23 protein-coding genes are annotated in these 25,834 nt (G+C 41.0%); 3 read left to right on the forward strand and 20 right to left on the reverse strand.

Features of this window, described 5'->3' with window-relative positions; genetic code table 11:
- Positions 1-244 precede the first annotated feature (244 nt).
- The gene (locus ACYCS5_RS07990; protein WP_340956976.1) at positions 245-475 is read left to right on the forward strand and encodes a hypothetical protein; all 231 of its coding nucleotides are present in this window, start codon (positions 245-247) and stop codon (positions 473-475) included.
- A gap of 333 nt (positions 476-808) precedes the next feature.
- Here ACYCS5_RS07990 and ACYCS5_RS07995 read toward each other — a convergent pair whose 3' ends face one another.
- A complete protein-coding gene (locus ACYCS5_RS07995; RefSeq protein WP_230585215.1) occupies positions 809-1,171 on the reverse strand; it encodes a TnsA endonuclease N-terminal domain-containing protein in 363 nt (120 codons plus the stop codon).
- Positions 1,172-1,802: 631 nt separating this feature from the next.
- Between ACYCS5_RS07995 and ACYCS5_RS08000 the strand changes: the two genes are divergently transcribed.
- Positions 1,803-2,081, forward strand: coding sequence for a helix-turn-helix domain-containing protein (locus ACYCS5_RS08000; RefSeq protein WP_069012438.1), 279 nt, complete (start codon positions 1,803-1,805; stop codon positions 2,079-2,081).
- A gap of 1,243 nt (positions 2,082-3,324) precedes the next feature.
- On the opposite strand, the gene ACYCS5_RS08005 is transcribed toward ACYCS5_RS08000, so the two are convergent.
- The 16 genes from ACYCS5_RS08005 to ACYCS5_RS08080 form a co-directional block, all read right to left on the reverse strand.
- Positions 3,325-4,161 carry a hypothetical protein gene (locus ACYCS5_RS08005; RefSeq protein WP_341163034.1) on the reverse strand — a complete coding sequence of 279 codons (837 nt, stop codon included), beginning with the start codon at positions 4,159-4,161 and terminating at the stop codon, positions 3,325-3,327.
- Positions 4,162-4,261: 100 nt separating this feature from the next.
- Entirely contained in the window at positions 4,262-6,151 is a 1,890-nt protein-coding gene (locus tag ACYCS5_RS08010; protein ID WP_459761041.1) for a hypothetical protein, read from the reverse strand.
- Positions 6,152-6,168: 17 nt separating this feature from the next.
- Entirely contained in the window at positions 6,169-7,311 is a 1,143-nt protein-coding gene (locus tag ACYCS5_RS08015) for a phage baseplate assembly protein V (RefSeq protein WP_459761042.1), read from the reverse strand.
- Between the two features lie 11 nt (positions 7,312-7,322).
- Complete coding sequence (locus ACYCS5_RS08020; protein WP_094153718.1) at positions 7,323-7,757, reverse strand: DUF4280 domain-containing protein; 435 nt, start codon at positions 7,755-7,757, stop codon at positions 7,323-7,325.
- A gap of 29 nt (positions 7,758-7,786) precedes the next feature.
- Positions 7,787-9,211 (reverse strand): phage baseplate assembly protein V, encoded by a 1,425-nt coding sequence (locus tag ACYCS5_RS08025; RefSeq protein WP_069012442.1) that lies wholly within the window; start codon positions 9,209-9,211, stop codon positions 7,787-7,789.
- Positions 9,208-9,867, reverse strand: coding sequence for a hypothetical protein (locus tag ACYCS5_RS08030; protein ID WP_069012443.1), 660 nt, complete (start codon positions 9,865-9,867; stop codon positions 9,208-9,210). The genes ACYCS5_RS08025 and ACYCS5_RS08030 overlap by 4 nt, the downstream gene beginning before the upstream one ends.
- 22 nt (positions 9,868-9,889) lie before the next feature.
- The gene (locus tag ACYCS5_RS08035; protein ID WP_256026119.1) at positions 9,890-10,414 is read right to left on the reverse strand and encodes a hypothetical protein; all 525 of its coding nucleotides are present in this window, start codon (positions 10,412-10,414) and stop codon (positions 9,890-9,892) included.
- 54 nt (positions 10,415-10,468) lie between these two features.
- Positions 10,469-11,608 (reverse strand): pentapeptide repeat-containing protein, encoded by a 1,140-nt coding sequence (locus ACYCS5_RS08040; RefSeq protein WP_459761043.1) that lies wholly within the window; start codon positions 11,606-11,608, stop codon positions 10,469-10,471.
- A gap of 1,078 nt (positions 11,609-12,686) precedes the next feature.
- Positions 12,687-12,773 (reverse strand): hypothetical protein, encoded by an 87-nt coding sequence (locus tag ACYCS5_RS08045; RefSeq protein WP_459761307.1) that lies wholly within the window; start codon positions 12,771-12,773, stop codon positions 12,687-12,689.
- A 479-nt stretch (positions 12,774-13,252) separates the two neighbouring features.
- The gene (locus ACYCS5_RS08050; RefSeq protein WP_459761044.1) at positions 13,253-14,545 is read right to left on the reverse strand and encodes a TnsD family Tn7-like transposition protein; all 1,293 of its coding nucleotides are present in this window, start codon (positions 14,543-14,545) and stop codon (positions 13,253-13,255) included.
- A 55-nt stretch (positions 14,546-14,600) separates the two neighbouring features.
- Entirely contained in the window at positions 14,601-16,358 is a 1,758-nt protein-coding gene (locus ACYCS5_RS08055; protein ID WP_459761045.1) for a TnsD family Tn7-like transposition protein, read from the reverse strand.
- Between the two features lie 5 nt (positions 16,359-16,363).
- On the reverse strand, positions 16,364-18,007 hold the full coding sequence (locus ACYCS5_RS08060; protein WP_459761046.1) for an ATP-binding protein: 1,644 nt from the start codon (positions 18,005-18,007) through the stop codon (positions 16,364-16,366).
- Complete coding sequence (locus ACYCS5_RS08065; RefSeq protein WP_459761047.1) at positions 18,004-20,223, reverse strand: Mu transposase C-terminal domain-containing protein; 2,220 nt, start codon at positions 20,221-20,223, stop codon at positions 18,004-18,006. The genes ACYCS5_RS08060 and ACYCS5_RS08065 overlap by 4 nt, the downstream gene beginning before the upstream one ends.
- The gene (locus tag ACYCS5_RS08070) at positions 20,216-21,043 is read right to left on the reverse strand and encodes a TnsA endonuclease C-terminal domain-containing protein (RefSeq protein ID WP_459761048.1); all 828 of its coding nucleotides are present in this window, start codon (positions 21,041-21,043) and stop codon (positions 20,216-20,218) included. Before ACYCS5_RS08070 ends, ACYCS5_RS08065 begins: the two co-directional genes overlap by 8 nt.
- 346 nt (positions 21,044-21,389) lie before the next feature.
- Entirely contained in the window at positions 21,390-22,217 is an 828-nt protein-coding gene (locus ACYCS5_RS08075; protein ID WP_459761049.1) for a hypothetical protein, read from the reverse strand.
- Between the two features lie 69 nt (positions 22,218-22,286).
- Positions 22,287-22,613: a hypothetical protein gene (locus ACYCS5_RS08080; protein ID WP_459761050.1), complete on the reverse strand. Its 327-nt coding sequence runs from the start codon at positions 22,611-22,613 to the stop codon at positions 22,287-22,289.
- Positions 22,614-22,833: 220 nt separating this feature from the next.
- On the opposite strand from ACYCS5_RS08080, the gene ACYCS5_RS08085 reads away from it, so the two are divergent.
- Positions 22,834-23,166, forward strand: a complete 333-nt coding sequence (locus tag ACYCS5_RS08085; RefSeq protein ID WP_459761051.1) for a hypothetical protein — start codon at positions 22,834-22,836, stop codon at positions 23,164-23,166.
- A 118-nt stretch (positions 23,167-23,284) separates the two neighbouring features.
- Here the strand turns inward: ACYCS5_RS08085 and ACYCS5_RS08090 are convergent, their stop codons facing one another.
- Genes ACYCS5_RS08090 through arsA form a run of 3 tightly spaced genes read right to left on the reverse strand, consistent with a single transcriptional unit; the run spans position 23,285 to position 25,818 of the window.
- Positions 23,285-23,716, reverse strand: a complete 432-nt coding sequence (locus tag ACYCS5_RS08090; protein WP_459761308.1) for a protein-tyrosine phosphatase family protein — start codon at positions 23,714-23,716, stop codon at positions 23,285-23,287.
- A 21-nt stretch (positions 23,717-23,737) separates the two neighbouring features.
- Positions 23,738-24,019, reverse strand: a complete 282-nt coding sequence (locus ACYCS5_RS08095) for a HesB/IscA family protein (protein WP_134912428.1) — start codon at positions 24,017-24,019, stop codon at positions 23,738-23,740.
- A gap of 17 nt (positions 24,020-24,036) precedes the next feature.
- The gene (gene arsA / locus ACYCS5_RS08100) at positions 24,037-25,818 is read right to left on the reverse strand and encodes an arsenical pump-driving ATPase (RefSeq protein WP_459761052.1); all 1,782 of its coding nucleotides are present in this window, start codon (positions 25,816-25,818) and stop codon (positions 24,037-24,039) included.
- Between the last annotated feature and the right edge of the window lie 16 nt (positions 25,819-25,834).

Genomic DNA, 25,834 nt, shown 5'->3' on the forward strand with positions numbered 1-25,834 from the left:
CGATGTAAGACTTGCTGTAGGGTTCCGGCCGGCCAGCACAAAGTCGGCCGTACCTCCGGATTCGGCACCGGAGCTGCCTTTGTCGAAGCTTATGTTTAAGGATATTGATACACTCTATGTACAATTTGTGTATTCCCCCGCCTGGTGTGGATAAGTAAAGATCCGGCTGCGGGGTAGTGAGCCTTTCCTGACGATTAGATGTGACGATGGTGCTGCATGAGGCTCAAAGAATGCTCCGTATGGCATGAACGGGACAGCCCTTGGATTGGCGGTGAATTCCAGCTTTTCAAAAATGCTCACGCGCTTCATCTTCCATCGGAATTGGGATAAGGTTGGCTTCATCCTTTCTGAACCTTCTGACGTCATGGAGCAACATATTCTCGACTGTCATTTTCCACAATTGTCGGTCTCCGCATGCCAGCTTGCTGGGTTGCCAGTGGACTGGTCTCTCGCGGCACAGCTTGGACAGGTATAAAAACCATCCAATTCTATTTTCTATCATAATTGGAAGGTTGACCTAGGTAGAATTATATCAAAATTTCCAATAATGTATAGTAAAACTTTAGTTAAATTGGGTCTTCCCAACATAAAGTGTTAATATTTTGCCTAAAAAGAGCGAATGGAGAAGAAACACTGGGAATGGCTTGCCATCAATCGGGGAATTCGACGCGTGTCGACACTGAGGCGGGGTGCCGGCCAATTTGGGAGATCTTCCCTGTATACATTCTCTGCTGGTGCTCCGAATCCTTGCGCTTGCGTCTATTTTCTAAAATAATCATGGATTGTAGAGTAGGCTGTATTAGATGAGTCATATCCAGTACCCACTTGGTAAACCAAATAATTCATCTTGTTCTCTTGTAACTTTCGCAAATGGTTTTTCACTTTGTTGAATAGCATAATAGAGATTATCTTCGAGACTATTTATATGGTGATTTGACAACTTATCGTTGTTTTTAGCATTATGAAGCCATTCGACATTCCTGAATAAATTGTAGTTTATCTGCCTTTCCGTAATAAGTGCCCACTCTATCTTTTGGTCTTTAAAGAACTCTTTTTCAATCTGTAATTTCTCTACAACTCGTTTTGTCAACTTGTTAGAAGGTTTGATAGAATGTGCAATAAATTTTATACTTTTTTCTTGTTTTACTGTAAGTAACATATCTGTAGTCATAATGATGGGAAGCTTATTCTTGGGGTCAGTTGGATGTTTAACTTTTATGCAATATAGAGGGTTTTATCTAGGGGTAATAAAGGAAATTGTTCGCGAATATCAATCACTTGCTCTGACCACTTCCATTTGGCAATGATGTGCCAATTCAAAGTGTTCAGACAGATAATGGTGAAGTCGACCACTTTTCCAACCAAGAATTCGAGTAACTATCCCTATTGAAGGTACATCATGTACCGTCAACCAAGGTTTATATTCCGAAAAGTGGCCTTGACCTCTTCCTTCTTTGATTTTCCGTTGAATAGATGCTATAGAGTTACTTGATCGAATTTTGCTCATTATTCACCTTCTTTTTAGAACTACTAAATCAGAGTAAAGTTCAGTTATCTTTTTCTACTCCTAAGATATATTTTAGTTTTACTTCAAAATACAAATGTAGAATATAACAACTCACAGCTTTATACAATAGCAAAGTAATATTTTTTAGCTATATTTTACTTCGTAGCCTATTCATAGGCTACTCGTAGGGTACAGTAGGGTATGAATAAGCTATAATATGGGCTATAAGTAAGTATAATTAGTAAGCAGATGGGTCGGGTAAAAGCTATTTGATTTTCTCAATAGAGATGAATTCATGAATACTTTGGAACAGCGATGTAAAAATTCGAGACTACTCCATGAATGGATACAAAAGGAAATTTCTAATAAAATCGGGGTAACTAAACAGGTTGTTTCTAATTGGGAGCGAAACGTAGCACGGCCTAAAATTAATCATTTAATATCTTTAGCAAAGGTTTTTGACGTTACAACTGATTATTTACTTTGTATTGCTAATCGAATGACGTTCCCTACTGTGTGGGCTCAATTGATACAGGTGTATCTCCAAAGATTAACCATTCTATATGGGAATTGAAGCTTTCCTTAATTGCTATAATTAAATCAAGAGAGGGTCTATATTTATCTTGCTCCAGCTCACTCAACGTTCCTTGAGAAATTCCAATTATACTTGCAAACTTTATTTAATTTAAGTTGTTTGTTTTTCTAATAGTTCGAATTCGTTGGCCTATTGTAGACATAATTGCCCTCCTAAGCTAAAAAGATCCCGATATATCATCGGGATCTTTCTTGATGTTTGTAAAATGACCAGTTCCAGACTTTTTTTACTGGTTCCGTACTTTTTTATCACCAGACAATTAATGTCGGGTGATAAAAAAGTACGGAACCAATTTTGTTGGTTTTATTGGGTTTGCCGCGGCACGTGATAAACACGAGAAATAAAAAGTCTGGAACCACCACAAATTACCATGAAAAGAAAGTTGGAAACCGACTCCCAAATGCGGTCTTCCGCTTAGTTTATTCCATAATCCGCTGGTTCGCTTACATCATTATAAAGTTTAAACCCACAAACTGTCTTACCCAATTTAAGTAATGCTCTCCCTTATTAAGTTGTGAGGAGAAGAATATTTTATATCGTGATAAAGAAAAGGAGTGTCGTTTCTGCATCAAAACAAGTTTTTTTGATTATTTTGATATCGTGTAATTGGCATTATTAAATCTTCTTCATAAATTTGTTGTAGAAGATTGCCGACTGGTTTTTGATATGCTTGACGAAATTAGCAAGCTCGTCCATATTTTCAGAATCATATTCAAGCACATCCTCCCGCCGTATAAGGACTATGTCGTATCTAAAGGAGATGCTTCATTGATTCACCCTGCCTACCGCTGCGGCGGTAGGTTCTTGCTGCTCTTCACTTCCATCATAAGATATATGCTTCCTGTTCATCGTAGCCGAAGCGGGTGAGGGAATTAGTGTAGCAATAAACAAGCAACTACGAAACCTCTCAAGAGATATCATACAGAACGACAAACGCCCGATGTGTTAGCCCAAACTTTTGAATGCAGTCTTTTACAGGATGATATAAACGATTTCTCCTTTCGAGATATTTCCCCTTATATGGTAGACACTCTATAGGTAGGAATCACACACAGAAGCATAGGGCGATTATTTAATTTTGAATATGTCCATCGGAATAATATATCAATTCAATCTTAGCAGGAGTAAGAATAATCGAATTTGCTTGGCTTCGTTATCTAACGCCTGCTTAATCCAAGGAACATATCATCAAGTGGTTAGGTAGAACTCTTTACGTAATTTTCTACACTGGCAAAGTAAAAATTACCTCAAGTGGATCTTTACCTGCGAAAAAATCTTCATACAATTTTCTAACTTCCATCGAATCTAATTCTTTTTCCTGCTTATTGATTAACCTATCCAACTCTTCTAAAATACTTACTTCCTTTGATGACAGCACCTTTGACTTAATAAGCGTGTCTTTCATATTGGGAAGTAACCCTCTTGGCCAGCAATCCTCATACACACCTCTGTATGAATCGTATAAGAATGTGATCTGACTTATTCCCGCATATTTCCGAACGTGTGGATGCACTAATAATAAAAATTGAGCGATAATTCCAGAACGCTGGATTAAATAATAAGCTTCTTGTACTTCCTTCATCAAGTAAGATTTGGCTTCTACAGAATTAGCAAGAAAATTGATGTACATTTTTGAGAGTACGTTTATTAAGTGTTCTTTCTCTAAATTCTCTTCCAACTTCTTAATTATTTCTTTTTCACTAATTCCCGCTTGTATAAACCCTATTAAACAAGCTGACATTCCTTTCACATTAACAGCTTTTTCAGCTACACATAACATATATTTATCAAAGATTTCCTTAAGGTAGTTTTCACTAAATGTGTAAATGTCTAAACATTCAATGATTGTTTCTATTACTGAAGCTTGATCATACTTATCTTCTATACGCGGGAGAAGGTCTATCAAATGTTCAACAAATTCTTCTCCGTAATATTCTAGCAAGCTAGGATTATATTTTACTTTTTCTAGTAGAGCAAAAAACGTTTGATATTCTTTTGTATCATTATTTTGTGTTAGATATTTGAATAGCTCATTAATATATTTAACTTTCTCGTCCACTAGACTTTCTCCCTTTCTATTGTTAGTGTTACTTAATTTAACTTTTTACACGACTTTATATCAGATTAATGGCAATAAAAGCAATTCTACCATAGAAAGCCTAGTGCCATTGTACTACATGCCACTCAATCCCTTTAGGAGTTTGCTTATAAATAATTCGCATTACACCATTGTTTCCATGTTCATCTCGTATATATACAGAATTCCACCCTGCGTAATTCTGCCCATTACGCCTATTATCAAGAACATGATCGTTTAATGCCTCTAAACGCGCTTTAGCGCTTTTGTCACCCCGAGCTTGCGCTGAAATATCATCAAGAATTTGATTAGCTAAATTTCTCTCATGTTTAGTTAAATGACGACTTTCTGTTTTTCCTGATATACCGCCTCTTACTGGAATTTTTTGATTTAAAGAATCTCTTGGATTTAGTATATTTGCATGTTCAATTCCTAATAATTTCTCAGGCGGTATAGATTCTGGCCCCTCAGAGAGATGATCATCCTTCTTATGCGATCCTCCTGGTGAAGCACCGTCATCTTTGGAATGTTTCTTTCCTTCCTTTCCTTTCTTTCCTTTCCTTCCAACTACAAACGCAAATGCTGCTTCTACTAACAGATGGGCATTTTCTTGTTTGGAGCTATTTTTTGCTTTTTCATAAACAGCCTCTGGTTGCGTTATGACTTTAACAATTTTATCTGCTACGTCTTGTTTTCCTTTAAAGTTATCGACTACCATTTGGCTAATATCTAGATTAGGAAAGTTACGTATTCGCTCCCATGTTGCCTCTAGATATTCATGAGAGGAGTTTTTGATTTCACTCAACACAATCCGCTCAGTCTTATCCAGATCTTTCATAAAAGGACTTTCCCTAAACGGCCCATACTCTTTTCTATAATCGTCAATTGAATTCAGAAAATCAATCAAATATTTTTTCTGTTCCGTCGTGTATCCTTTCATATCGTCCCGATACTTGGAACTCATCAAAGCTCTGTCACTATATCGAAAATGGTTGTCTGTCTGCCGCTGATGCTCCATTAATGCAATTATATCTGTGGAGAGATCCTGATTATTATAATAAGCATCCAGCGCATCCTCAAACTGTTGATCCACATTTCTTTGATACCAGCGTTCCCGTATATCAGAAGGAATATCACTATAGGCTTGGACGGAAGCCTGATTGACTCCTTTTACATAGTTGATGAAATCCGATATGGATTGTACTCCTCCATATCCTCTGGCACTCGTCCACACCTTGCCCAGGAAATCCATCATCGCATGTTGTTCACGCGCCCTCTGTTCCTCCGCATGCGCCTGTAAGGTTTGGGCAGCAACCTTGGCGGTCTTCCCCAACACCACTCCCCAACCATGGGAAGGTACACTGGCGATCATGGACAAGCCTGCTGCCGCATATTTAACTATGGATGACGGTCCGGAGGAAGCGACCTCGGAACGAATCGAAGCTATTTTTTGACTTGCTGCTTTTGGAATGGCTCCCAAGACAGGAATAGACCCAGCCACATCACATACTTTCTGGGCTAGTCCCAATACACCATCCAGTAGACTGGCCTTCGGTGAGCTGGGAGTGTTTACGGCTGACTTAACGGCTCCCTCATCTTTCGATGTAGCGCCTGAATTGGAGCTTCCTCCTGTACTGCTGCTTGCTGTACTTTTCGCCGCCTGCGCCTCTGCATAGGCTTTTACAGACATTAATGGCGGTTCCCAGACCGGAGCCAGTTCGGCTACAAAAACCGGTTTTTTAACCGTCCCTTCCAGTTGAACTTTAGCGGATCGGATATCCGTTTCACCGTCCAGCATCAAACTGCTGCTGCCTGCTTTGAAATAGATGGCCTCGGCAGCTTGAATATTTAGTTCCCCATCTGCATGCAATGAAAGTGTATTGCCCGCCGACAATGACAATTCATGCTCACTGACGACCTGAACACCCGATGCATTCAATTGAATGTAAACCTGCTCCGACTTGGCCGTCATCTTCAACTCACTGGCACTTAGCTTGATATCCTTGTCATGAGGTGTCCCCCAATACTTGGTGGCTGGGTCAGCGAGCTTTGGCGAGTTTCTCCTTGTCGTATGGAGCTTGCCGCATATCCATCCGCCTCCTGCTCTGTAGGGAACCGGACGGATACCCTATCTCCTCGTTCCGGCATGACGTACAAACCGCTATTCCCTTCGGCTGTATAACTGCTAGCATATGGAAACCACCATGCCGTTTCCCGATCCTGCTTTTCATCCACTGTAAGATGAACACGTATTCGGCCTGACTGGACCTCTAATACATGCCCTTCCAGTGAGGCTCCGGTGAGGTTCGAGTACAAAATCTCTGTTTGCTGAATCCCCTGTTCGTGAACCAGTTCATACTCGTGTAGCAGTACTCCTTTTTGCAATTCAGAAGTGACTTCCGCTACCATCCATTGCTCGCCATTCCAATCCGTCAGATCCCCGGGCCGGGCAAGCTTTTCACTCTGCAGCAAGTAGCTAAATTTTGTTTTGCTGTTGGGATCAAAACTGCGCCGAGTACGGTAAACGGGATGCTTCATTTCAACGTATTGTCCCTCCGGCATACCCAACCAGAATTTGGGCCCGTTTAGTGAAATTTCCGGGACCAGCATAGCTCCAAATCGGGAAGCGACCCGTTTGAGAAAGGCCCAATCCGTCTCCTGATACTGTAAAGTAAATGCATGCAGGGTAGCACCATTTGTTACGTTATCAATAACATCGGCCTGGCTGTACTTCTGTATGATTTGCTTGATCAAATTTCCGTAGGGCATTAAAGTATCCTGATAAGAACGAGTTACAGGTGTGATATCCAACTGAATTGTATGAGATACGGCTTCAAGCTCCACATAATAGATGCCACGCACCATCCGTGTTTCTGCATGGACCAGTAAACCATGGAACAAAATGCGTTCAGGCTGATCATTTTCTGTTTTGGTACGGATAATGACCGGTTCGTTATCCTGATCCTGTTCTATGTAATGATCTCTCTGTTCCTCATCTATCCATCCACTGATCTTTAACCGGACGTGGTCATTTAGTTTTCGTTCGATACGCAGTTCGTTTATCGTTTGAAGAGGATATGGACCTGTACATTCCAGTTCCTTATACGTTAACATCGTTTGTATGTGATCCAACTTGTACCTCCTTACTCCAGCGTCTGGCCATCGTCTGTAATCCGAATCATTCCCCCGTATAGGCACGCATTCGAGCATTGGTCCAGCAAGGCCGGTTCTCCTTCCACAAGCACATCGCTTTTGCCCCCGATCCAGGGTCCGGTGATCACCGGAACACAGTTCGCTTTTTTGACCCCATAAATATCGACCATGTCACTGCTTTTGACCGCTGGATTGGCTGGGCAGGAGCAACGGCCAAAATTGCTGATATTGGTGCCGGGCAAGTAATCTCCAACATTCATTTGGGCTTTCTCCTTCACATATACGCCGTGACTGAACGGTCGTTTGAGCCGTGTCGGCTGCGTACCAAAGCTGCAGCTCAAGATGGCCCCGGCAACTACGTAGCCCTGCTTGCTTCCCCGTCCAGCCTGAATAGTTTCCTCTTCCGAATGAGATTTTTTTGCCATTCTTCTCTTCCCCTTCCCCATGTCCTTTCTTAGTTTGTTTTCACTTCGCTACCCAGAACATTGGTTATTCCACCCAACGATACGGTACTGCCTTTGCTCGTCATTTGAATTTCATCCCCGGCCGTGATTTTCACTTTACTGCCGGAATGAAGGGAGATATTCCCTCCTGCTGAAAATTGAATCTGTTTATCGCTTACAATGTGAATTCCATTTTTCTCATTTAACTGGATATACATCGTCCCCTCTTTACTGGTGATGATAATTTCATCAGGGGTTAATTTGATTTCCTTGCCGTGCGCGGTACGAAACAATTTGATGTCAGGATGTGCAAGAGCGTGTTGCCCCGCACTCCGATTCTTTTCGCGCAAAGATGTACTTGCCATGCCCTCTTCTTCTCGATGGGTAGGGAAATAGAGCAGAACGGTATCCCCGAGCTCAGGCATTACGTACCATCCGCTATGTCCTTCTGCAGTATAAGGAGAAACATAGGTAAACCAGTGGGCCTTTGTAGGGTCCTGCGCAGCATCGATATGTAAATGTAGTTTGATACGATCTCGCTCTACCTGAATGACTTTACCAGGTAAAGACAGACCGATAAGCTGCTCGTTTAACACCTCTTGGTGTCTCAATCCCTTGTGGGAAGTCAGGGTATACACGTGCTGCATCATTCCTTTTTGCATATGAGTGTCTACCTTGTACACATACAGATTTTTACCCTTAAAGGTAACGGTGCTGCCGAGCTCTAATACCTGCTCCGCCTCAACCCGGTAATCAATAAAATCATGCTCGTTTACATGTGCTGTATCATTGCCGTTAAAATAACGATAATCTCCAACTCGCTTGCTGACGGTATAATGATAATTGGTTAAGTCCAGTCCAGACTGGGTTTCCTCGACTCCAAAATAGCACTTTGGCACATCAAATACCGACGCAGGTGTGAGTGAAGTATGGTAACGCGAAGCGATCCGCTTGAGGAACTCCCAATCGGTTTCACGATATTGGACTGCTATACGGCCTAAAGCCGCTCCCCCTGTAGCGGAATCAATGATATCAAAACCGGGATAATCTGCTCCTACAGCCCGCAGCAATTCCTCAACCTTCATATTTTTGTCCTGAAACGACCTGTTCTTTTTATGAATATCCAGTTTATACGTGTGTGATATCGCCTCAACCTCCAGGTAATACACATCTCTGACCACTTTGACTTCCATATGGAGCACCGTTCCGTTAAATAGCGGTGTTGGAGTGCCTGCTTCATCTAGTTGCGACACACAAACCGGGGAATCGGCTTCGATCAACTGGACATAGCTGTCCTGTAATTCTTCAGGTAAAATAGCGGTAAAAGAGAGCCGGGTGTGCTCATTCAGCCGCTTGGTCATATGGAGTTCCTGAATGCTAACCAATTCAAATGGTGTAATTTGCAACCGATCATATGTAATGTGGGTTAATGTCATAAGAGTTGATTTTCCTTTCGCTCAGACTCTATTTTCAACGTTAGCAGCATACTGCGGGCTATTGGCTGCCAGGTTGCCATCTCTTCATCCGTACAGTTAAAAGTACACATTAGCGCACGTCCTTCCAGCACCGTAAAGAAGGATAAATTATATACACGTGCGTTCCATACTGGTGTCATAAATTCGCAGTATCCAATCCGACACTCTTCGTTCTCCAGCACTTCATGGCCAAACCATTCAGTCAACTTCTGGGTTTGCTTTACCACCTGAGCCATCTCATCCGTAAAGTACTCCAACTCTTCGGTTTGTAATGGACTCTCGGTATGCTTGAAGGTTAAGTTAATCGTGCCTGTGTTATTGGTAAAAATAAAATCCGGACGATGATGAGAAGGATATTTTAATCGTTGCTCGTGCATGGGCATATCCCGAAAGCTATTTGGCATCGTAATACAAATGCGTTCATCCAACAAATGTCGCTGAGCAAAGACCAGTCTTTCTCCGCCAATTTGCATAAGTGTTTGTAGCGGCTGTCCAAACGGCTCCTTCCCGTGAGCGTGATTCAACCCTTCATGCTCAATTAAAGATTGATCATTTTCGATATTTTCTACAGCTACTGTGTGTAGCATCGAGACTATTTTCTGATCCAGATGTTCCATACATTATCCACTCCCATCTTTATTACTGCATGACGACTTCCTGAAAGGTGATGCCACTTGTCCCCCTCCGCAGCAGACTTTCCGCCAAGGTCAGATTGACCAACGTGCAGGTTTCACGCAACCCTTGAACTTGCAATAGGGATTTCCCCTCGGTACGTTTTCGATCTACGACTAGCTTCATCAATGTTCCTCCAGGATGAAATTGACTTTGCTCACCCAAACAATCCACTAACGGGGGTTGAGTCATCCAATACAACTTTTGCTGCGAACGTTCCATATCCCGAAGCAAAGCCATGCGGCTAAACAAGCCCGGCACAAAGACCTGTAACAATTTATGCACAGCATCAGATACCATCATCCTGGAACCCATTAGAATATCAGGGTAAATTGTATAATCGTGACCATTAACCTTAAACTGTGCAGCATAAGATAGAGGCCAATTCGTCCAGCCATTTAGGTCCATCATCTCTGCATTTGCCTCTTCATCCCACACGGGTACAGCAGCATTCAACATCCGATCATCCTGCTGACAAAGGAAATACTCCACTATGCCACGCTCCCTCCATTCCCTTTCCGTTTGTCCCACATTGTGTTATCCAAATTAAGTTAGACTCTGAACGGCTGGATGCATACCTAAACTAAACCGGCTTCCATCCAGCACCGCTCCTTTGAAGCAGGCTCCCTCAAACGTTGCACCCATAAAGTCAGCCCCCTGCAATATGGCCCCGGTGAAATCTGCATCCTTCAAGTAGGCTCCCTGAAATTGAGCTCCTGTAAGATCCGCTCCTGCAAAACTTACGGGTTGAAAACCGGGTCTTTCCCATCGTTTAGACTGGTAAATTCCAGGTACAGCTATTGCATCCCGGAAAGATGCTCCCTTTAAGTTGGCTTGTTCAAAACGGGCTTCCTGAATCAAACAACCGCTAAAATCCGCTTCTTGTAAACAGGCTTTATTCCAACGGGAACCGATCAGATTTCCTCCTGTAAAAACACTATTGTTAAAAGAACTTTCACTCAAATCGGCATATTGCAGACGTATTCCCTCATAATCTCCTCGAGATCCGTCAATTCCCCGAAAAACTTCATGTATGTAGTCATATGGCTTCTTTTCCTCAAGCCAATCTTTCGTCACCGTCGAATCTTTGACACGCACATCCCGTTTATAAACGACTTCACTTTGGTCCCAATATTCTCCGACTCTCAGCTCGAACACATCTTCCAACTGTATTTCATGAGCAAACTGTATTTCATCCAACCATTCTTCTGTGATACTAAAACGCGCCAAAGCAATGATATATTGGTGAATATGTATTGCCGCGCGCAATTTCATCCTTTGAATATCATCCAAGCCGATTCTTCCACCATATTTCTTAGCATGCTTACTTAATTCCGTCTCCCACTCGTCCAAATAGCGAAAGGCCCATTCTGCATCATAAGTATTTCGGCAAGGATGGCGATCCATAAACCACGTCTTGTCCATGGCCTCCACCAAATAGGTCGCCCTTCCGTTTGCTAATTCGGTACGAAGCATGGAGTAAGATATATATCCCAACGCCTGCTTGGTACCTTCTCGCTGCATCTGCTTGACTTTCCCGAGTAGTTGCTCCAGTGAATTACGAAATGTCTTCACCAAAGCATGCTTACGATTTTGAAAAGAGGCTTCCAACGTAAATAACATTTGATGCTTTAACGGTTCGTGGACCTCATTTGCAAAATGTTGAAGAATTTCCTCACGATTCACGTTCCATCTCCTTTCTGGTTGCTGCATTTATATACTACCGTACATATTAAAATAGCTGGTTATCTTAAACCGAAATCTAATATAAATGATATGTGAAATCATAATTTTCAAGGGTATATTTAACAATAAAACATCCTTATGTATGTATCGGACAGATTAGTGATTTTGTTTACAGAAAGAACCATAATAAGTGTTATTTTCAATGTAAACAATAAAGACTTGCTATACAACTAATCTATCAAATCGTATATCTTAGGAGAGTGAGTAAATATAATTAATTCCCCCCATCTTTCCTCGTTTCATATGATGTTTACAAATCATAGTGAACCTTTAAGACTTAATAATCTCATTTCTATACTCTACTCAATAAAAAGCAAAAACCCGCTCAGAGAGCAGGATGAGCAGGTAGAGCAACGGGAGTCAAACCTCTTCCAAGAGGCAAAGAAACAGATTCTGCGGGTGTAGTGACAGGCTTCCCTTTCCCTGTCACTGAATAACTTCGAGTCTCCAGCTAGCCGCACTAGGAATCCCCCTTTGGAGACAGACGTTTGAGAATGACGTCTCTTTTGTTCATTTTATTGAATTAGCTCCGACACTTGATAAACACGAGAAAAAAAGTCTGGAAACACCAAAAATCGCCATACAAAGAAAGTTGGAAACTACTCCATTAGTGGATTTCACCAGTTAACTCAATAAGGTATAGATCAACGTTTGAATAGTACTTCTATCTGTATCCTATAATGGTTACTTCAAAATAATTCCATTTGTAACGCCTGATCTTGCGCGTCGTGCTTTTTGTCAATTGACCGTTATTACAATAGGGATTTGTACTCCAAAGTAAGAGAGCTCGTTTGTGACTTGTATGTACCAAAATTAAAATGAGTATTTCTAAGACATATCATTAAGGAGCTCTCGTGAAAGATTAGTACCGAACAATCTTCAGTTTTATAAAATCAATAATTTTATCTCTATCTTCTTTAGTAAGTTCTCGAAACAAAGAAATAAGTTCTAATTCCTGAGCTTCAATGGCTAAATTAAAAATAGCGTTTTTTGATACAGGCGTATCTCCAAAGATTAACTACTCTATATGGGAATTGAAGTTTTCTTTAATTGCTATAATTATATCAAGAGAGGGTCTGTATTTATCTTGCTCCAGCTCACTCAACGTTCTTTGAGAAATGCCAATTATATTTGCAAACTTTATTTGATTTAAGTTGTTGTTTTTCTAATAGTTCGAATTCGTTGGCCTATTGTAGACATAATTGCCCTCCTAAGCTAAAAAGATCCCGATATATCATCGGGATCTTTCTTGATGTTTGTAAAATGACTAGTTCCAGACTTTTTTTACTGGTTCCACAGTTTTTTTATTGGTTCCGTACATCTTTTACTGGTTCCACACTCTTTTATCACCAGACAATTATGTGTACATACAATAAAGTTGTGTACTAGCTCCCCTTGGTGTATCAACATTTTTTCCGATTTTCCGATTTTGTAATATACAATAAAGTTGTGTACTAACGAGTAAAATGCAACTTTTTTCACCTGTACGATATACAATAAAGTTGTGTACTGAAGTCCAGTATTTGTAATTTATTCTTCAAAAAAATAGTACTAATAATATTATTAAAGTACCTGATTTTAATTTCATTTTTTATTAATAAGTGCGTCCGTCTTTATATTTTCTAATATCTCTTTTGAATACAATTTTTTTAATAGAAGTTCTAAACCTAGGTCTTCGTACTTTTTAAGTTCTTTTTCTATCCAATAAAAAGTAGTACCTAAAATTTCTTTCATGTCATCAAAAGATATATCTTCTCTATAAAGGAGTTCCTTAAATTTTGCTTCCCACAAATGACCTTTAGATATAATATCTAAAGTCCCTAAATTGTCTCCATCACATTCGGAGTAGGCATACCCGCATGTAGGACACATAAAATAGCCATAAATATCACCAGATATCATTTCACTATTCACCAATTGAACGACTAGTTGTTTATAATTAGGACACACTTTATTAGGGCATGGCCAAGATTTCATATTTTTCCACGGTAGATATTTATCCTCATGTACAAAGTTAGTTATTGAGCCTGAGAAATATATCATGTACAGTACATAGAATATAGGGTGAATAGATTGTTTTTTCCATATGGAATTAATTTTCAAACTTTGAATGGAATCTTCAATTCGTTTCACATATTCCTCACTAAATTTAGCCTGGAATTTTTGGTTTACTTTTATATTCCTTGATGTATGTTTATTCGAAATATGCTCTTTGTAGAGTAATATTCCCTTCATTTTCTCTTCAATTTCTATGACATCAAGATTCACTTTTTCGTCTAGTAACAAACGATTTTCACATGCAATTGTTAAGAGGATTTTGTTTTGGTTAGGAATAACACATTCAAGGGAATGTCCGGAGGAGCAAAATAAAGAAGGAACCTTAGGGATTTTCTCCGTACTTGTCGCCAGTACTTCACCACATACAGGGCATTCAGATAGGAGCATAATATTGTGGGTGTCGCACACGAGGGTACCCGCTAATTGATGTGATCTATGCCAATAAGGATCACCATATTTATGCATGTCTTCAATGAAACAAAGGGGACATAGGCACAGATCTGGGTTAGTTATTTTAAAGCCCATGCTGTTTTCTAGATTGGTTAGACGATCATTCATGATCGTATTTTTAATTTCCTTCTTTTTGTGATTTGGAATAAAATGATTAAAATAGGGATGGAGCGTGTGCGTTTGTAGCAAATACGCAGCATCTATTAACGATTTTGATGGAGTTATGGGTCGCATTAAATGACACATATCTAGCAAAGTCGAATATGATTTGATTAATCTAGAAGCACTTCTTAGTTGTGTACCTAGATAAAAATGAAATCGCGCGCAGATACTATAGATATACTCATCAGGATACAAATTGATAATCAATATGTCTCCCCCTCACCCTGCATAAAGGATCATTCACTAAAAGTTATCAATGTAATTATCCGATTTGCTTTTCGCAATTTAAACATGCAATTTGCTCAAAGATATAATCATCTAGAGTTCTGAAATTAGAATTGTTCATCCCTGCTTTCTTAAGTATAACCCACTTCTTTAGCGTCACTTTGTTATTTACACATTGTTGGATCGCCCAATGGATCTTCCTTTTTTGATATTGTTGAATAGGCTCTACATGCTTTGCAAGTGTCGCCTTACAGCAAGGTAATTTATCTAGATGCTTCTCCAACAGTCCAGAATACCCTATTATTCTTCCTACTCGAGTCTTGGTTATCCTTATAGGTTTGTCCTTACTATTCTGTAACTGATGAATGGCATGTAGCATTCGGTCGTTTATTTCCAAATCCCGTCGTTTCCAATCGACTCTATCATAAGATAGTGGTAAATTCTCTTTGCAGGTAAGAGGCTTTATTTTCTGTTTTCTTCTTGAATGATTTTCAGGCATCGGGTCAACCTTATTTTCCTCAGCATTTCTTTTGAGTTTGTAATTCATGACTGTTTTAGAGTCGCATTTCATCAAACGAGCAATTGCTCTTACGCTTAACGAATCCTCCTCTAATAAAACATTTAATTGGTTTTCCCAAACAAAACCGAAATTTCTGATGGTGCTTATTTCACTTACATGCTCTTTCTTTCTGTCTGGTCCTTTTCTGGAGTAAGTAAATCCACAAATAGGGCATTCAAAAATACCTACTGGTTTTCGGGTTTTTGAACATGCCGTTATTTTCACCTTGTTTATGGACTCAACATATTCATGATCGGATACCTTGTTTAAACATGGCCAGGGGCCTGTGCCAAAAGGTGAGCTACTCTCTTCCTGCAATAAGTCCTCCGGTTGATCCCATAGTAATTGAATACATAGTATATATAAAAGAGGATGTTGTGATTGTCTTGGTTTTCGAAGAATAGTGGATAACCAACTAAATTCGTTTGATATTGGAAGGGGTACCCCTATGCGACTTAAAAATGTACTATTATATTTACTAAAAAATCGCTCTCTTACTTCCCTTTGCCTCACCCTTCCAGCTACTGTACATAAGTCTAAACGGTGTAATTGGTTCATAATTCGACTATACATTAACGTATGATTAAGCTGACTATATCCCCCGTGTAGGATAAACCTACTTGTCTTTGCGAGTTGTAAAATATCCATATCTTTCTCGGGACATATAAAATGAGCTAAGGAATGTTGATTTTTACAAAATCTATTCAGTAACGTTGGATACTGAATACGGTGATCCAAAAAGTCATCACCACATTTAAAACATTTGTCGATCAGTACGCAGTGATGTGTAGGACAAGCCCATACGCCTGGAAGTTGGTGAACTCGATGCCAATAGGGTTCTCCATACCTTTGTTCATCCTGTTGTATACATAAAGGACACAGCTTGAGTTGCTTATGGGTTTTAATTACACTGGCCATTACTCCTGAAACTAGGTGCGTAATCTGACTTTTATCGGATAACATCTCTTTTTTTACACGCATTCTTTGCTGTTCTGACCAAAAAGGTTGGTAATAAGGATATAATGTGTGGGAATAAATTAATTCCTCCACACTACATTTAAACTTGAATTTTTGCATGAATGTCATCAATCCACTGGGTAAATCATGAACTGGTCTACCTGCTCTTAATTCAAGCAAGTTATTGTATGTAGCCCGGATGCTTTTATGACCTCTTGTCCAATGCATTCTAGCCATAAAACTACTGATTAATTCATCAGGATAGATCTCCATGCTCATGAGTTTCACTCCAATTTCAAAAAATTGAATGGATCTTGAATATAACCCGCTTCTTTTAAAATATCATAACTGGTACTAGTGGCTTTTTTCTTTTTGTGCTTGTTTAGGACTGAGACCAGACCTACTTGTCGCACTTGTTTTTTTTCTCTTTTTTGAGGCCGAACAGCATTAACTTTATCGTTTTGCTCATTTTTCGTAGGTAATATCGCCTCCTGAAACGAAGCAGCTCTCCACTTGTCTTTATCTTCGCATTTACTTTTCTCTGCTACTTTTCTAGCCACATCTTCTGTGATACCGGCATCCATTAACCATGTTACAATTTCATCTAAATCATTCTCTTCCTCTTGCTCAGAAAGAAGCGTATCCAAATCCATAGAAAATTGTTTCTCAAATTCTTTTTTGTCCGACAATGATATTACTCGTTTCGGGGAATCACTAAGGAATATATCCAGAAATTTAACCAACTCTCTCTTTTTTCCACTTCGCAGAGCATTAAGTGCGGGCTGTAATATTTTAAATTGCTTCTGTGCCACAGAACTTATGATGGAAGGAGTTAATTTTTCTCCCTCTTCAATCGCTTTCTTTTGAGACTCAATATATATCTTCACGGCAACGTCTGGAATTCCCTGACTTTCTTCATACATAATCCTATTGAATTCTTCTGTTAGTTCCACTTCAATCTGTGTCCATTGATGTTTCCATAGTTGCGACAAAAAAATAGTCCAGTCTGTACTGTCCATTTGAAGTCGATCCCAATAAATGCTGCCCTGATTGGTCACTCGCTTGGTGTTTCTGAATTCCTTTGCAAAAATATCTTTGGCTTTTGGCGTACCTATTAAAACAACCGGGACTCCAATCGTATTAATTAGTGTATTAAAAAAATTTAACATCAGCGCTGCGCCACCACTTCTTGCTTCATTTAAATATTGTATTTCGTCTATAACCAGAACGCCCAAATGATATCGCATCGCTAATGAAGCCAACAAAACAATTAACTCATCCGTTCGATATCGGGCATAATTTTCATAGTGTACCTCGCCAAATAGGTCACCCATCTCTTTAATTAATCCAAGACAAAGTTGCTTAACGGTACCAGTGACGGGACAATCAACTTTTACCCACACGAGTTGCTTTTCTTCATATTCAGGATGAATAATGATCTGTGGATACAAGTTCAGGACTCTATTGATTCCTGTCGTTTTGCCCGCACCTGAAATACCAATAACAGCAATACCGGAAGAGGTAGCCGCAGGAACAAAAAATCTTTTTTTCTCAAGATTAGCTATAGCCTCGTTTTTAAACCCCATCATCACATTTCGCATGCGACGAATATCATCATTCGTTCTTAAATTTCGTGATACATACCCTTGCCTAATCAGTTCGGAAATATCCTGCTGTAAATCAATATGATAGCTTAACGGTACCACAAAGCTTCTTAAACGCTCGATACAATGTCTTCTTTTACTCGGACTCAACAACCGTTCATCTGGGTTGAATTTCCTGATGTTCTTTATCATCCGGATTGCCTCCTCGTCCTCTAAAATAGGAGGAAGACATTCAATGAGCGGATGTCCTTGATAATCCTGTATCCCTGTATCATGATATTCAGCGACTTCAACTCTTCCTCGAAAAGGATGTCTGGTGTTCACTCCTCTTCATCCTCCTCCAAAATCTTTTGAAGTAAACGACTTTTATCTGTGTGAGGCACGTCGTGGGAGGCACCATGCAAAGGAATCACATTGCCCCCCTTCCTTTTGGTATCCCCACTACGATCTGTCCAGCTCTTTTCCTGTCTTTCCTGTTCTTTATCATTTGAACGATTTTCCCGCATATTCTTCAGTCTTGCATGAGGGGTTATTCCCTTCATAGCTTCGTTTGTTTTCAATTTAGCTTCTTCTACAATGGCTGCATTTTTGGTACGAAGAATAATCCGTTCCTGAATGTTTTCATCTTGACCCACCCTGGATTCTCGTTCTTCATACGCTTTTTTGTCTATTTCTTCTTCATAACGATAGTTATTCGACGTTTGTTTTTGTTCATACTGATCGTCCAATCGGTAACATTCTTCGAAGCGACCATTTTCATGTCTTAAAAAAATGACAGAAATATCTCTTGGATCATAACTATATTCAATCTCAATGACTTCCTGATTCTTTGCCCGAAACCTCCAAGATTCTGTCTCGGCGGTGACGCAAGTATAAGAATGTCCCGCGAAACGAATCCCTTTGGCAGTATAACGTCCTTTTTGGGAAGGCAGGAGATTCATCCGAAGTTCTTCTTTAGTCGCCCACCGTAGTGAACCATGCCCCTTACGAACACCCCAATTCCATAAATGTAAAGGAGTTGCTTTGACTTCGTCCTCAATCATCGGCTGGGAACGCTCATAAGAAGGTAAAAAACGTTTATTATGATAACGCACACACTCAATTAAGATCATTTCGAATTCATGAATATCAAGAACAGCTTTAGAACGATAGTCGGATTCGCCTCTTTCTTTTTCTCGTTCAAGAACAGCACCTGGAGTCCATTTTATAGCCATTCCCTGAATTAAATCGAAGGTTTTTTCTACTACCGGTTTCCAATCGGGACGATATGGAGGTAACGCTTCCAATTCTACATTTAATGTTCTTTTTAAATGCTTAGGATACTGGCTGGTATATTCCGTTCCTCGATCTGTTGATAAAATCTCTGGTAATCCAATAGCCGGCCATTCTCCTTCTGTAAGTTCAATGCCAAACCGCCTGCAGTACTCCGCTTTATCTGAAGCAGCATTCTCTAAAGCAAGCATCGCACCAACCCAACTGGGACCTTCTAAGCCCACATATATTCCTGCAATCAAAGAACTGAATGAATCAGATACAATATATATCACCGGTCTGCCGATCACCCACTTTCGATTAATGCGACTAACCACATAAATATCAGCGACTGTAGAATCGATCTGATATACAGAACCAGGCCCAAAATTGCGATGCTTTAAACTACCTTCTACTGCTCTGTATCTGATGTTATATCTTCTTCTACCTTCACGGTTTAAGATCATATCCTTGGGGTTGTTCTCTTTCTGGTAAAAATATTGAAATTGACGATGAGTTGGTCTTTCATGGCTAGGTTTAAGGATGGGAACCTGTTTCCCTTCAATGAGTTCAAACCCATCATTAAAAAATCGGGCTAGCATGAGTTCGTAGACTTCCTGAAACGTTCGTTTTTCACGTTTATGATACCATCTCGCAATGGAGACTCTAAAAATATGTTTGACTTCATCCGTAACATTAATTCCCACTACATCCTCGTCAAGCCGGCTTTGCATATTCGGTCTGCCCAGCTTCTGATTTGTACCCGCACGCTCCTTACCCTTTCCACCACAGCGATCATAATCAGGCAGTAATGTATTTTCGACCATCCCGCGTTGCCAGTACCTTCTAAGAATGCGCCAGATCAGGACTTTAGATATTCCTGTTTGCTTATGCAAGTTAGATACAATACAACCACGTTCATGTTTGTAAAATATATGGGGTACATTCTCCTTACTTACTAACCTGTTCAAATAACTCCACCTTTGATTCCGGATTTGTTTGTCCTTAGGGCTCAGTTGGTGCTCCAGGTAATGGATTCTAGGAATAGATATAACCGTCTTTTCTATATTGCCAGCCTTCATCTCTTCCTGAATCATAGAATATGAAAACATTTCAGGATACGGGTTATACCCCTTTTCTTCTTTCGTATTGATCATAATCACCAAGTCTTCGTTGCGCTGCACCCAAAGGACACGGTATAAATCAGGATCATCACGTTCTTCCTCTTCTTCTTCCGTTTCACCTTGCCATACCACCAAAACTGTATTTACGTAAATTTCATTATGCATGACGCATTCCCCCTTGTTGGCTGGAATTATCATAATTGAAACCTACTATCTCCAAGGGGCGATTAGGATCTATTCTTGTCTTCATATTCACTTTCCATTGTTTAGTCATAATCAAGTGCCTTACAATGACTAGACTGTTTCCAGGTTTTAGTCCTAACGCATCATCTACTTGATCGGTTATATCAGTTAATTTGTGAGATAGATCTGTAATCCTTTGTTCCATTAACGCTCTAGCCTTCATTACATGCTGATCTGTAATATGGTACGGAGCTAGATTATGAGCTTTATGAACGTATTGAATATTCATTGCGTAGGGCACAGGGATATCTTTATTGGTTACTAAACTCCATCCTACATTCCGTGCTTCCCAGTACTGTCTTTCAATTTCCATCTTCTCCACTTCACGTAATGTAATCTTATTGGCTGGTTTAATATTCACAACATCAACAGGGTTATCTTCCTGGTCAATTACAAAATCTGTAGTCATCACCTTCAGCTCGCGTTTCTGCGGATCAATGGGATGATCAACACCGAGGTTTTCCGCAATCTGAATCGTTTCTTCTATGGGCAAGAGTGGATATTGTTCACGATACCCTTCTATGACATCAGACCATTCCAATAAATAAAAGTAATACCATTCTAGATCCGAAAGAAGTAAGTGCTCTCTTCCTGATTTAATTCCTTTTGCGGTATGCGTCCGTCCTTGTGAAGGTACCTGCCTTGCTGTAAACCAAGGTACATAATGTTTTCCCATGCCCTGACCTTTACCTTGTTTTATCCATTTTTCTATCGTGGTGGGAATTGGATATGCTTGAGCCATAGTGCCCCTCCATTCACCTCGTAGTAAATGCAAAAAAAGCCCCACTGTAAAAACAAGGTGCCTGACTTTTAGATGTGTGATATCTAATTTTTCTAGAGAGATTTCTGGACTACTCCAGCTTTTTAGTAATATAACTTTCGACAAAATAGCGTAAATTATAAAGGTTGCGTATTTGGTGAGATTATACCACCCAATCTCTCTGAAAAACAACACTGCTGTAGATAATGTCGTGTTAGAGTTATCTTAAATTAGGTTGCTTTCATTCTTATGTTGTATTAATGTAACTGAAAACACCTGCAACAGAACAGACCTCATTATTCGTGAATATCCGCAAGCTATCAGTCGTCTATGATTTCCATAAACTTTCTTGACTAAGTTGTGATAATCGAAGTTGCTTTCTATGAAGAAATTCATGCATCCATTCGTCTTTCTCCAGCTTGGTCAGTATATATTTACTCGTTATATTTTTTAACTGACGCAACCGATCGATCTCAGACTTTTTAAAGAAACCTTTTGCAGCATAGTCCATCACTAGCTCGTAATTAATACGTCCAGCACAAACTAAAGAATCCACACTTAATTGATCCAGTGCATCGATGACTTTAAGCTGCGGACTTGGGATCACTACATTCAAACTTCCAAAAGAAAGCTCTATTCGTTGAATTCCCTTGTTTATTTCTCGTACCGTGCCTTTCCGCAACGCATTCCACCGTTGTAATTCCTGATCATAAAAGAGGCGGATTCTTTTCCACTCCTCAATCAGCTGTACAATGTCTAGTTGTTTAATGGCTGTCTCAAAATCCCTTAACTCCCCAGCATCGATCCATAATGATTTTTTAGGTGAAAAACGTAAGTAAGGCTGTTTTAGAGTTGAAGGCTGTTCAAGCTTCTTTTGTTCCTCGGGTAGAAGTTTGTCCCATGAAATGTTTAAAACCAGAGGAAGCAATCCATAGCTATTCAAAAAATCGAACAGATTTCTCTTGTCTTCTTCATAGGTATGTACCGAGCAAAACGTTCCGACAACTCTCTGCTCTAACCATACCATGCGTTTCAAACCTAGACTCTCTTGATGATTCATCACACTATTACGTAATATCGCCAGCTTCTTTTCTCCCCGTTTTAGATTTTTATAGTTCCCCTCCTTAATAAACCGCTCAAGTTGATCTAAATACACTGGTACATCGCTCCTTGTATAAATGCATATCTGCGGTTATCAATTACTTGCTCTACAAAAAATGGGACCCTACTCGTTATTTTTTATGATCTGCTTAGCTAGTTTCATCAGTTGGACACTCTGTACATACTCATCCAAGTTAAGACCTTGCAATGACTCTCTTACAACAATTCTGCATTCTTCAAGCTCTTCAGAATCCGTTTCTAGGTAAATATGCTTCAAGTCAGTTGGGGTATATTGAATGCGAATATTCCACCCCCCGTCTCTTTGAGCAATCTCAAACCAACGTTCTCGTATGGCCTTGGAACACGTGTAATAAAGATGCTGATATTGGATACCCAAAGGTGTCACTGAAGCAAAATCATACATTTTCAAAGAATCTGATATCAGGGCCATCATCATTCCTCCCTTTAGCTTATATCTTTATTTATTGACAATAAGATTTTTTATATTCATTGCATAACTAAATATCCTAATGTCAATAATGTTGAATAGACTTCACCTTAGAAACGTACTCAACACTTCATTCAGGTAGAGTCAGCTTTCACACTGAGTTTCGTCTTTTAACCGAGTTTTGCGTATGATAAAACAACATTCCAAAAGGAGGAACTCCGGATTGTACTATTCAATCGTTCATAACAGTAGATACTGTGTGGTGTTAAGAGATGGGGTCGCTGAAGCATTAATCATGGAGCTTCCAACTGAAGCACTTGCGGACGAAGTCGCTTTTCAACTCCAAATAGCGTGGTACGATGGAGAGTCTTGTGGAAAGGATAAGATGAAAAAACAACTTGATCCAGATGGCTATCATTTAGAAATCAGTAACGCCATTAAACACATTAAGAATAAGAGTCAACGTGAGCGGAAACAACATCATGACGACATGGAAGAACAACGTAGATCGCAGCAAAAGGAAGTCAGACAACAAGTATTACGTTTGAAGAGATAATTTCCTATTGGGTCCGTCATTAAATCTCGAATGCTAAAAATAGCATTAATACATGCTTCTTGAAAGAAAATAAGGACAATCTCCCTTAGGAAATTGTCCCTGTACTGTATCGATTAAATTACTTGGATGGATAAAAACCTTTCAACACATCACGCATTTCTTGCTTGATATTGATATCCGGACGTTTTTCTTTGGCCAAGGCTTCCGCCTCTTCCACTGTGGTAGCCAAACCCAGCTCAAGTAACACTCCAGTTGCTACGGTTCCTGTACGATTCCGTCCACCGGCGCAATGGAAATACACGGTCTTCCCGCTGTTCACCGCTTCTTTAACAGCCTGAATAGCGGCTTGCACAGAAGCCTCCTGGCCAGTCTCATCTTCCACAATCGGATAATGATGACGCGTTACCTTTGCCGGAAATCCTTCTGCCTCTGTGCCGTTATCTCTCAGATCAAAAACATCTGAGATCTCTTGCTCTTGAAGTGCTTGGACCAATGCACTCTCTCCACCAATATATACTTTGTTTTCAACAAGCGTATGATAATTCGCCATCATCGTTGTCCTCCTATCGGCTTAACAGCAGCTGCTGCCGCCACTCATCGTTAGTCCTGCACCTTGCTCATCTTGAATGTATCCAAGGGTAAGTCCACTGACCTGGTCAGCCACCTGTGGGTCAACCGCCACCTCGACCTCATTGACTAGACTTACCGCATCGTTCTCTTGTGGCTTCTCAAGGGACAACTGGTAGCTGGGCCCACAGCATCCTGCTCCGGCATATCCAATACGCAAGGTAGACACTCCAGCTTCCTTCATCATCTTTTCAATAAATTCTCTCGCTTCATCGGTAATTGTCATTCTAGTACCTCCGGTATCTATTCCAAATTTGCTTCTCCGAGGGCTTTGAGCTGTTCATATCCTGTAATCTCATGGGGTACCCAGGGAATAATAACGGCATGTGCATCTGACATGTGGTTCACGCGGTTAATCCATTCCAGCTCCGCTTGGGCCCGTCCGTTCAGGACTGGATCTGTCGTTCCAGCAGCCGCCAAGCTTTGATTGATCGTCCACCACTTGACTGGAATCCCTGCCCGGTCCAGATCGCTCTCCAACCGTGACGCTTCATGCACTGGCGTTGCCTCCGCCAACGTTACAATAACGACACTCGTCTCCTTGGGATCACGCAGCCGGGGCAGCAGATGCTGCACAGAGGCCGGAATGACACCGGAAGAACGGGAGATTTCCTTGTGATACTCCTCTGTCGCATCCAGCAGTAACAGTGTGTGTCCGGTCGGAGCCGTATCAATCACTACGATCTCTTCTTCGGCTCGTTCTACTAGATCAGCAAATGCCCGAAATATGGCAATTTCTTCTGTACAAGGTGAACGCAAATCCTCTTCCAGGAAGGCTATCCCTTCCTCATCCAGAGCATCCGCATTCTCGCTCATCACCTGCGCCTGGTATCTCTCCAGTTCCAGCTTCGGATCTACCCGGCTAAGCGAGATCCGTTCAGTGGCTTCACCGAAAACATACTCCAAATGAGCGGCCGGATCTGTCGTGCTCAGATGGACACGGTGTCCCCGTTCAGCCAGCCCAACCGCAATGGCAGATGCGACCGTAGACTTCCCTACGCCCCCTTTGCCCATGGTGAAGATGACCCGGATGTTATCTGCCTCCAGATCCTGAATTAAGATGTCCAGTGGGGCCATCGCAAGCTTCTGATCTGCGGAAGCCGTAGCGGCAACAGCCGTACCTGAAGGGGACGATTGGAAAAACTCTCGCAAATGCTCAATCCCAGTCACGTTAAACGGAGCAAGAGGGATGGAGTAACTCGGAAGCTCTTGTAGTTCTTTAGGCATTCGCTCTAGCGCCTGCGCCTGCCTGTTATAGAAAGCTACCGCTACCCTATCTTCCACGGAATAGTGGGTCAATAAGCCGTTAATGACGAGCAGTTGATTCGCAATCCCCGTTCCTCTGAGTTCCGATGATGCACGTCCTGCTTCCACTAAAGGAGAGGCTTCCGGACGGGTGACCAAAATAAGTGTGGTCTGTTCTCCATCTGACAGCGTTTGAACCGCATCCCCATACAAAGCCTGCTTGGACTCCAAACCGGCCAGCGGTCCAAGACACGAGGCGCCGTGAGTGCTCTCCTCCAGGAACCCGCTCCAGGCCGAAGGCAATTGAAGCAGACGCAGCGTATGACCCGTAGGTGCGGTGTCAAACAGGATATGGTCGTACTGAGCTCTTACCTCTTTGTTTGTCAGCAAGGATGTGAATTCATCAAAGGCAGCAATCTCCACCGTACAGGCACCAGATAGCTGCTCCTCCATGGTTTGAATCACTGCATCTGGCAGAACGCCTCGGTAAGGATTGATAACCTTATCCTTATATTCTGCCGCAGCGGTTTCAGGGTCCAGATTGGCTACATCCAGATGAGGCACTCCCTCAATGGAGACGGGATGATTGGAAAGCTTCATATCAAAAACGTCCTGCAAATTGGAGGCAGGGTCGGTGCTCACAAGTAACACACGTTTGCCAGAGTCAGCCAGTGCTACTGCCGCTGCGCAAGCTGTTGACGTCTTGCCGACACCCCCCTTTCCTGTAAAGAATAGATAAGGTGTACGCAAGATCGTATGTGGATCGAACGGGATAGACATATTAGCCCTTCTTTCC

This window comes from Paenibacillus sp. SEL3 (assembly GCF_054602585.1).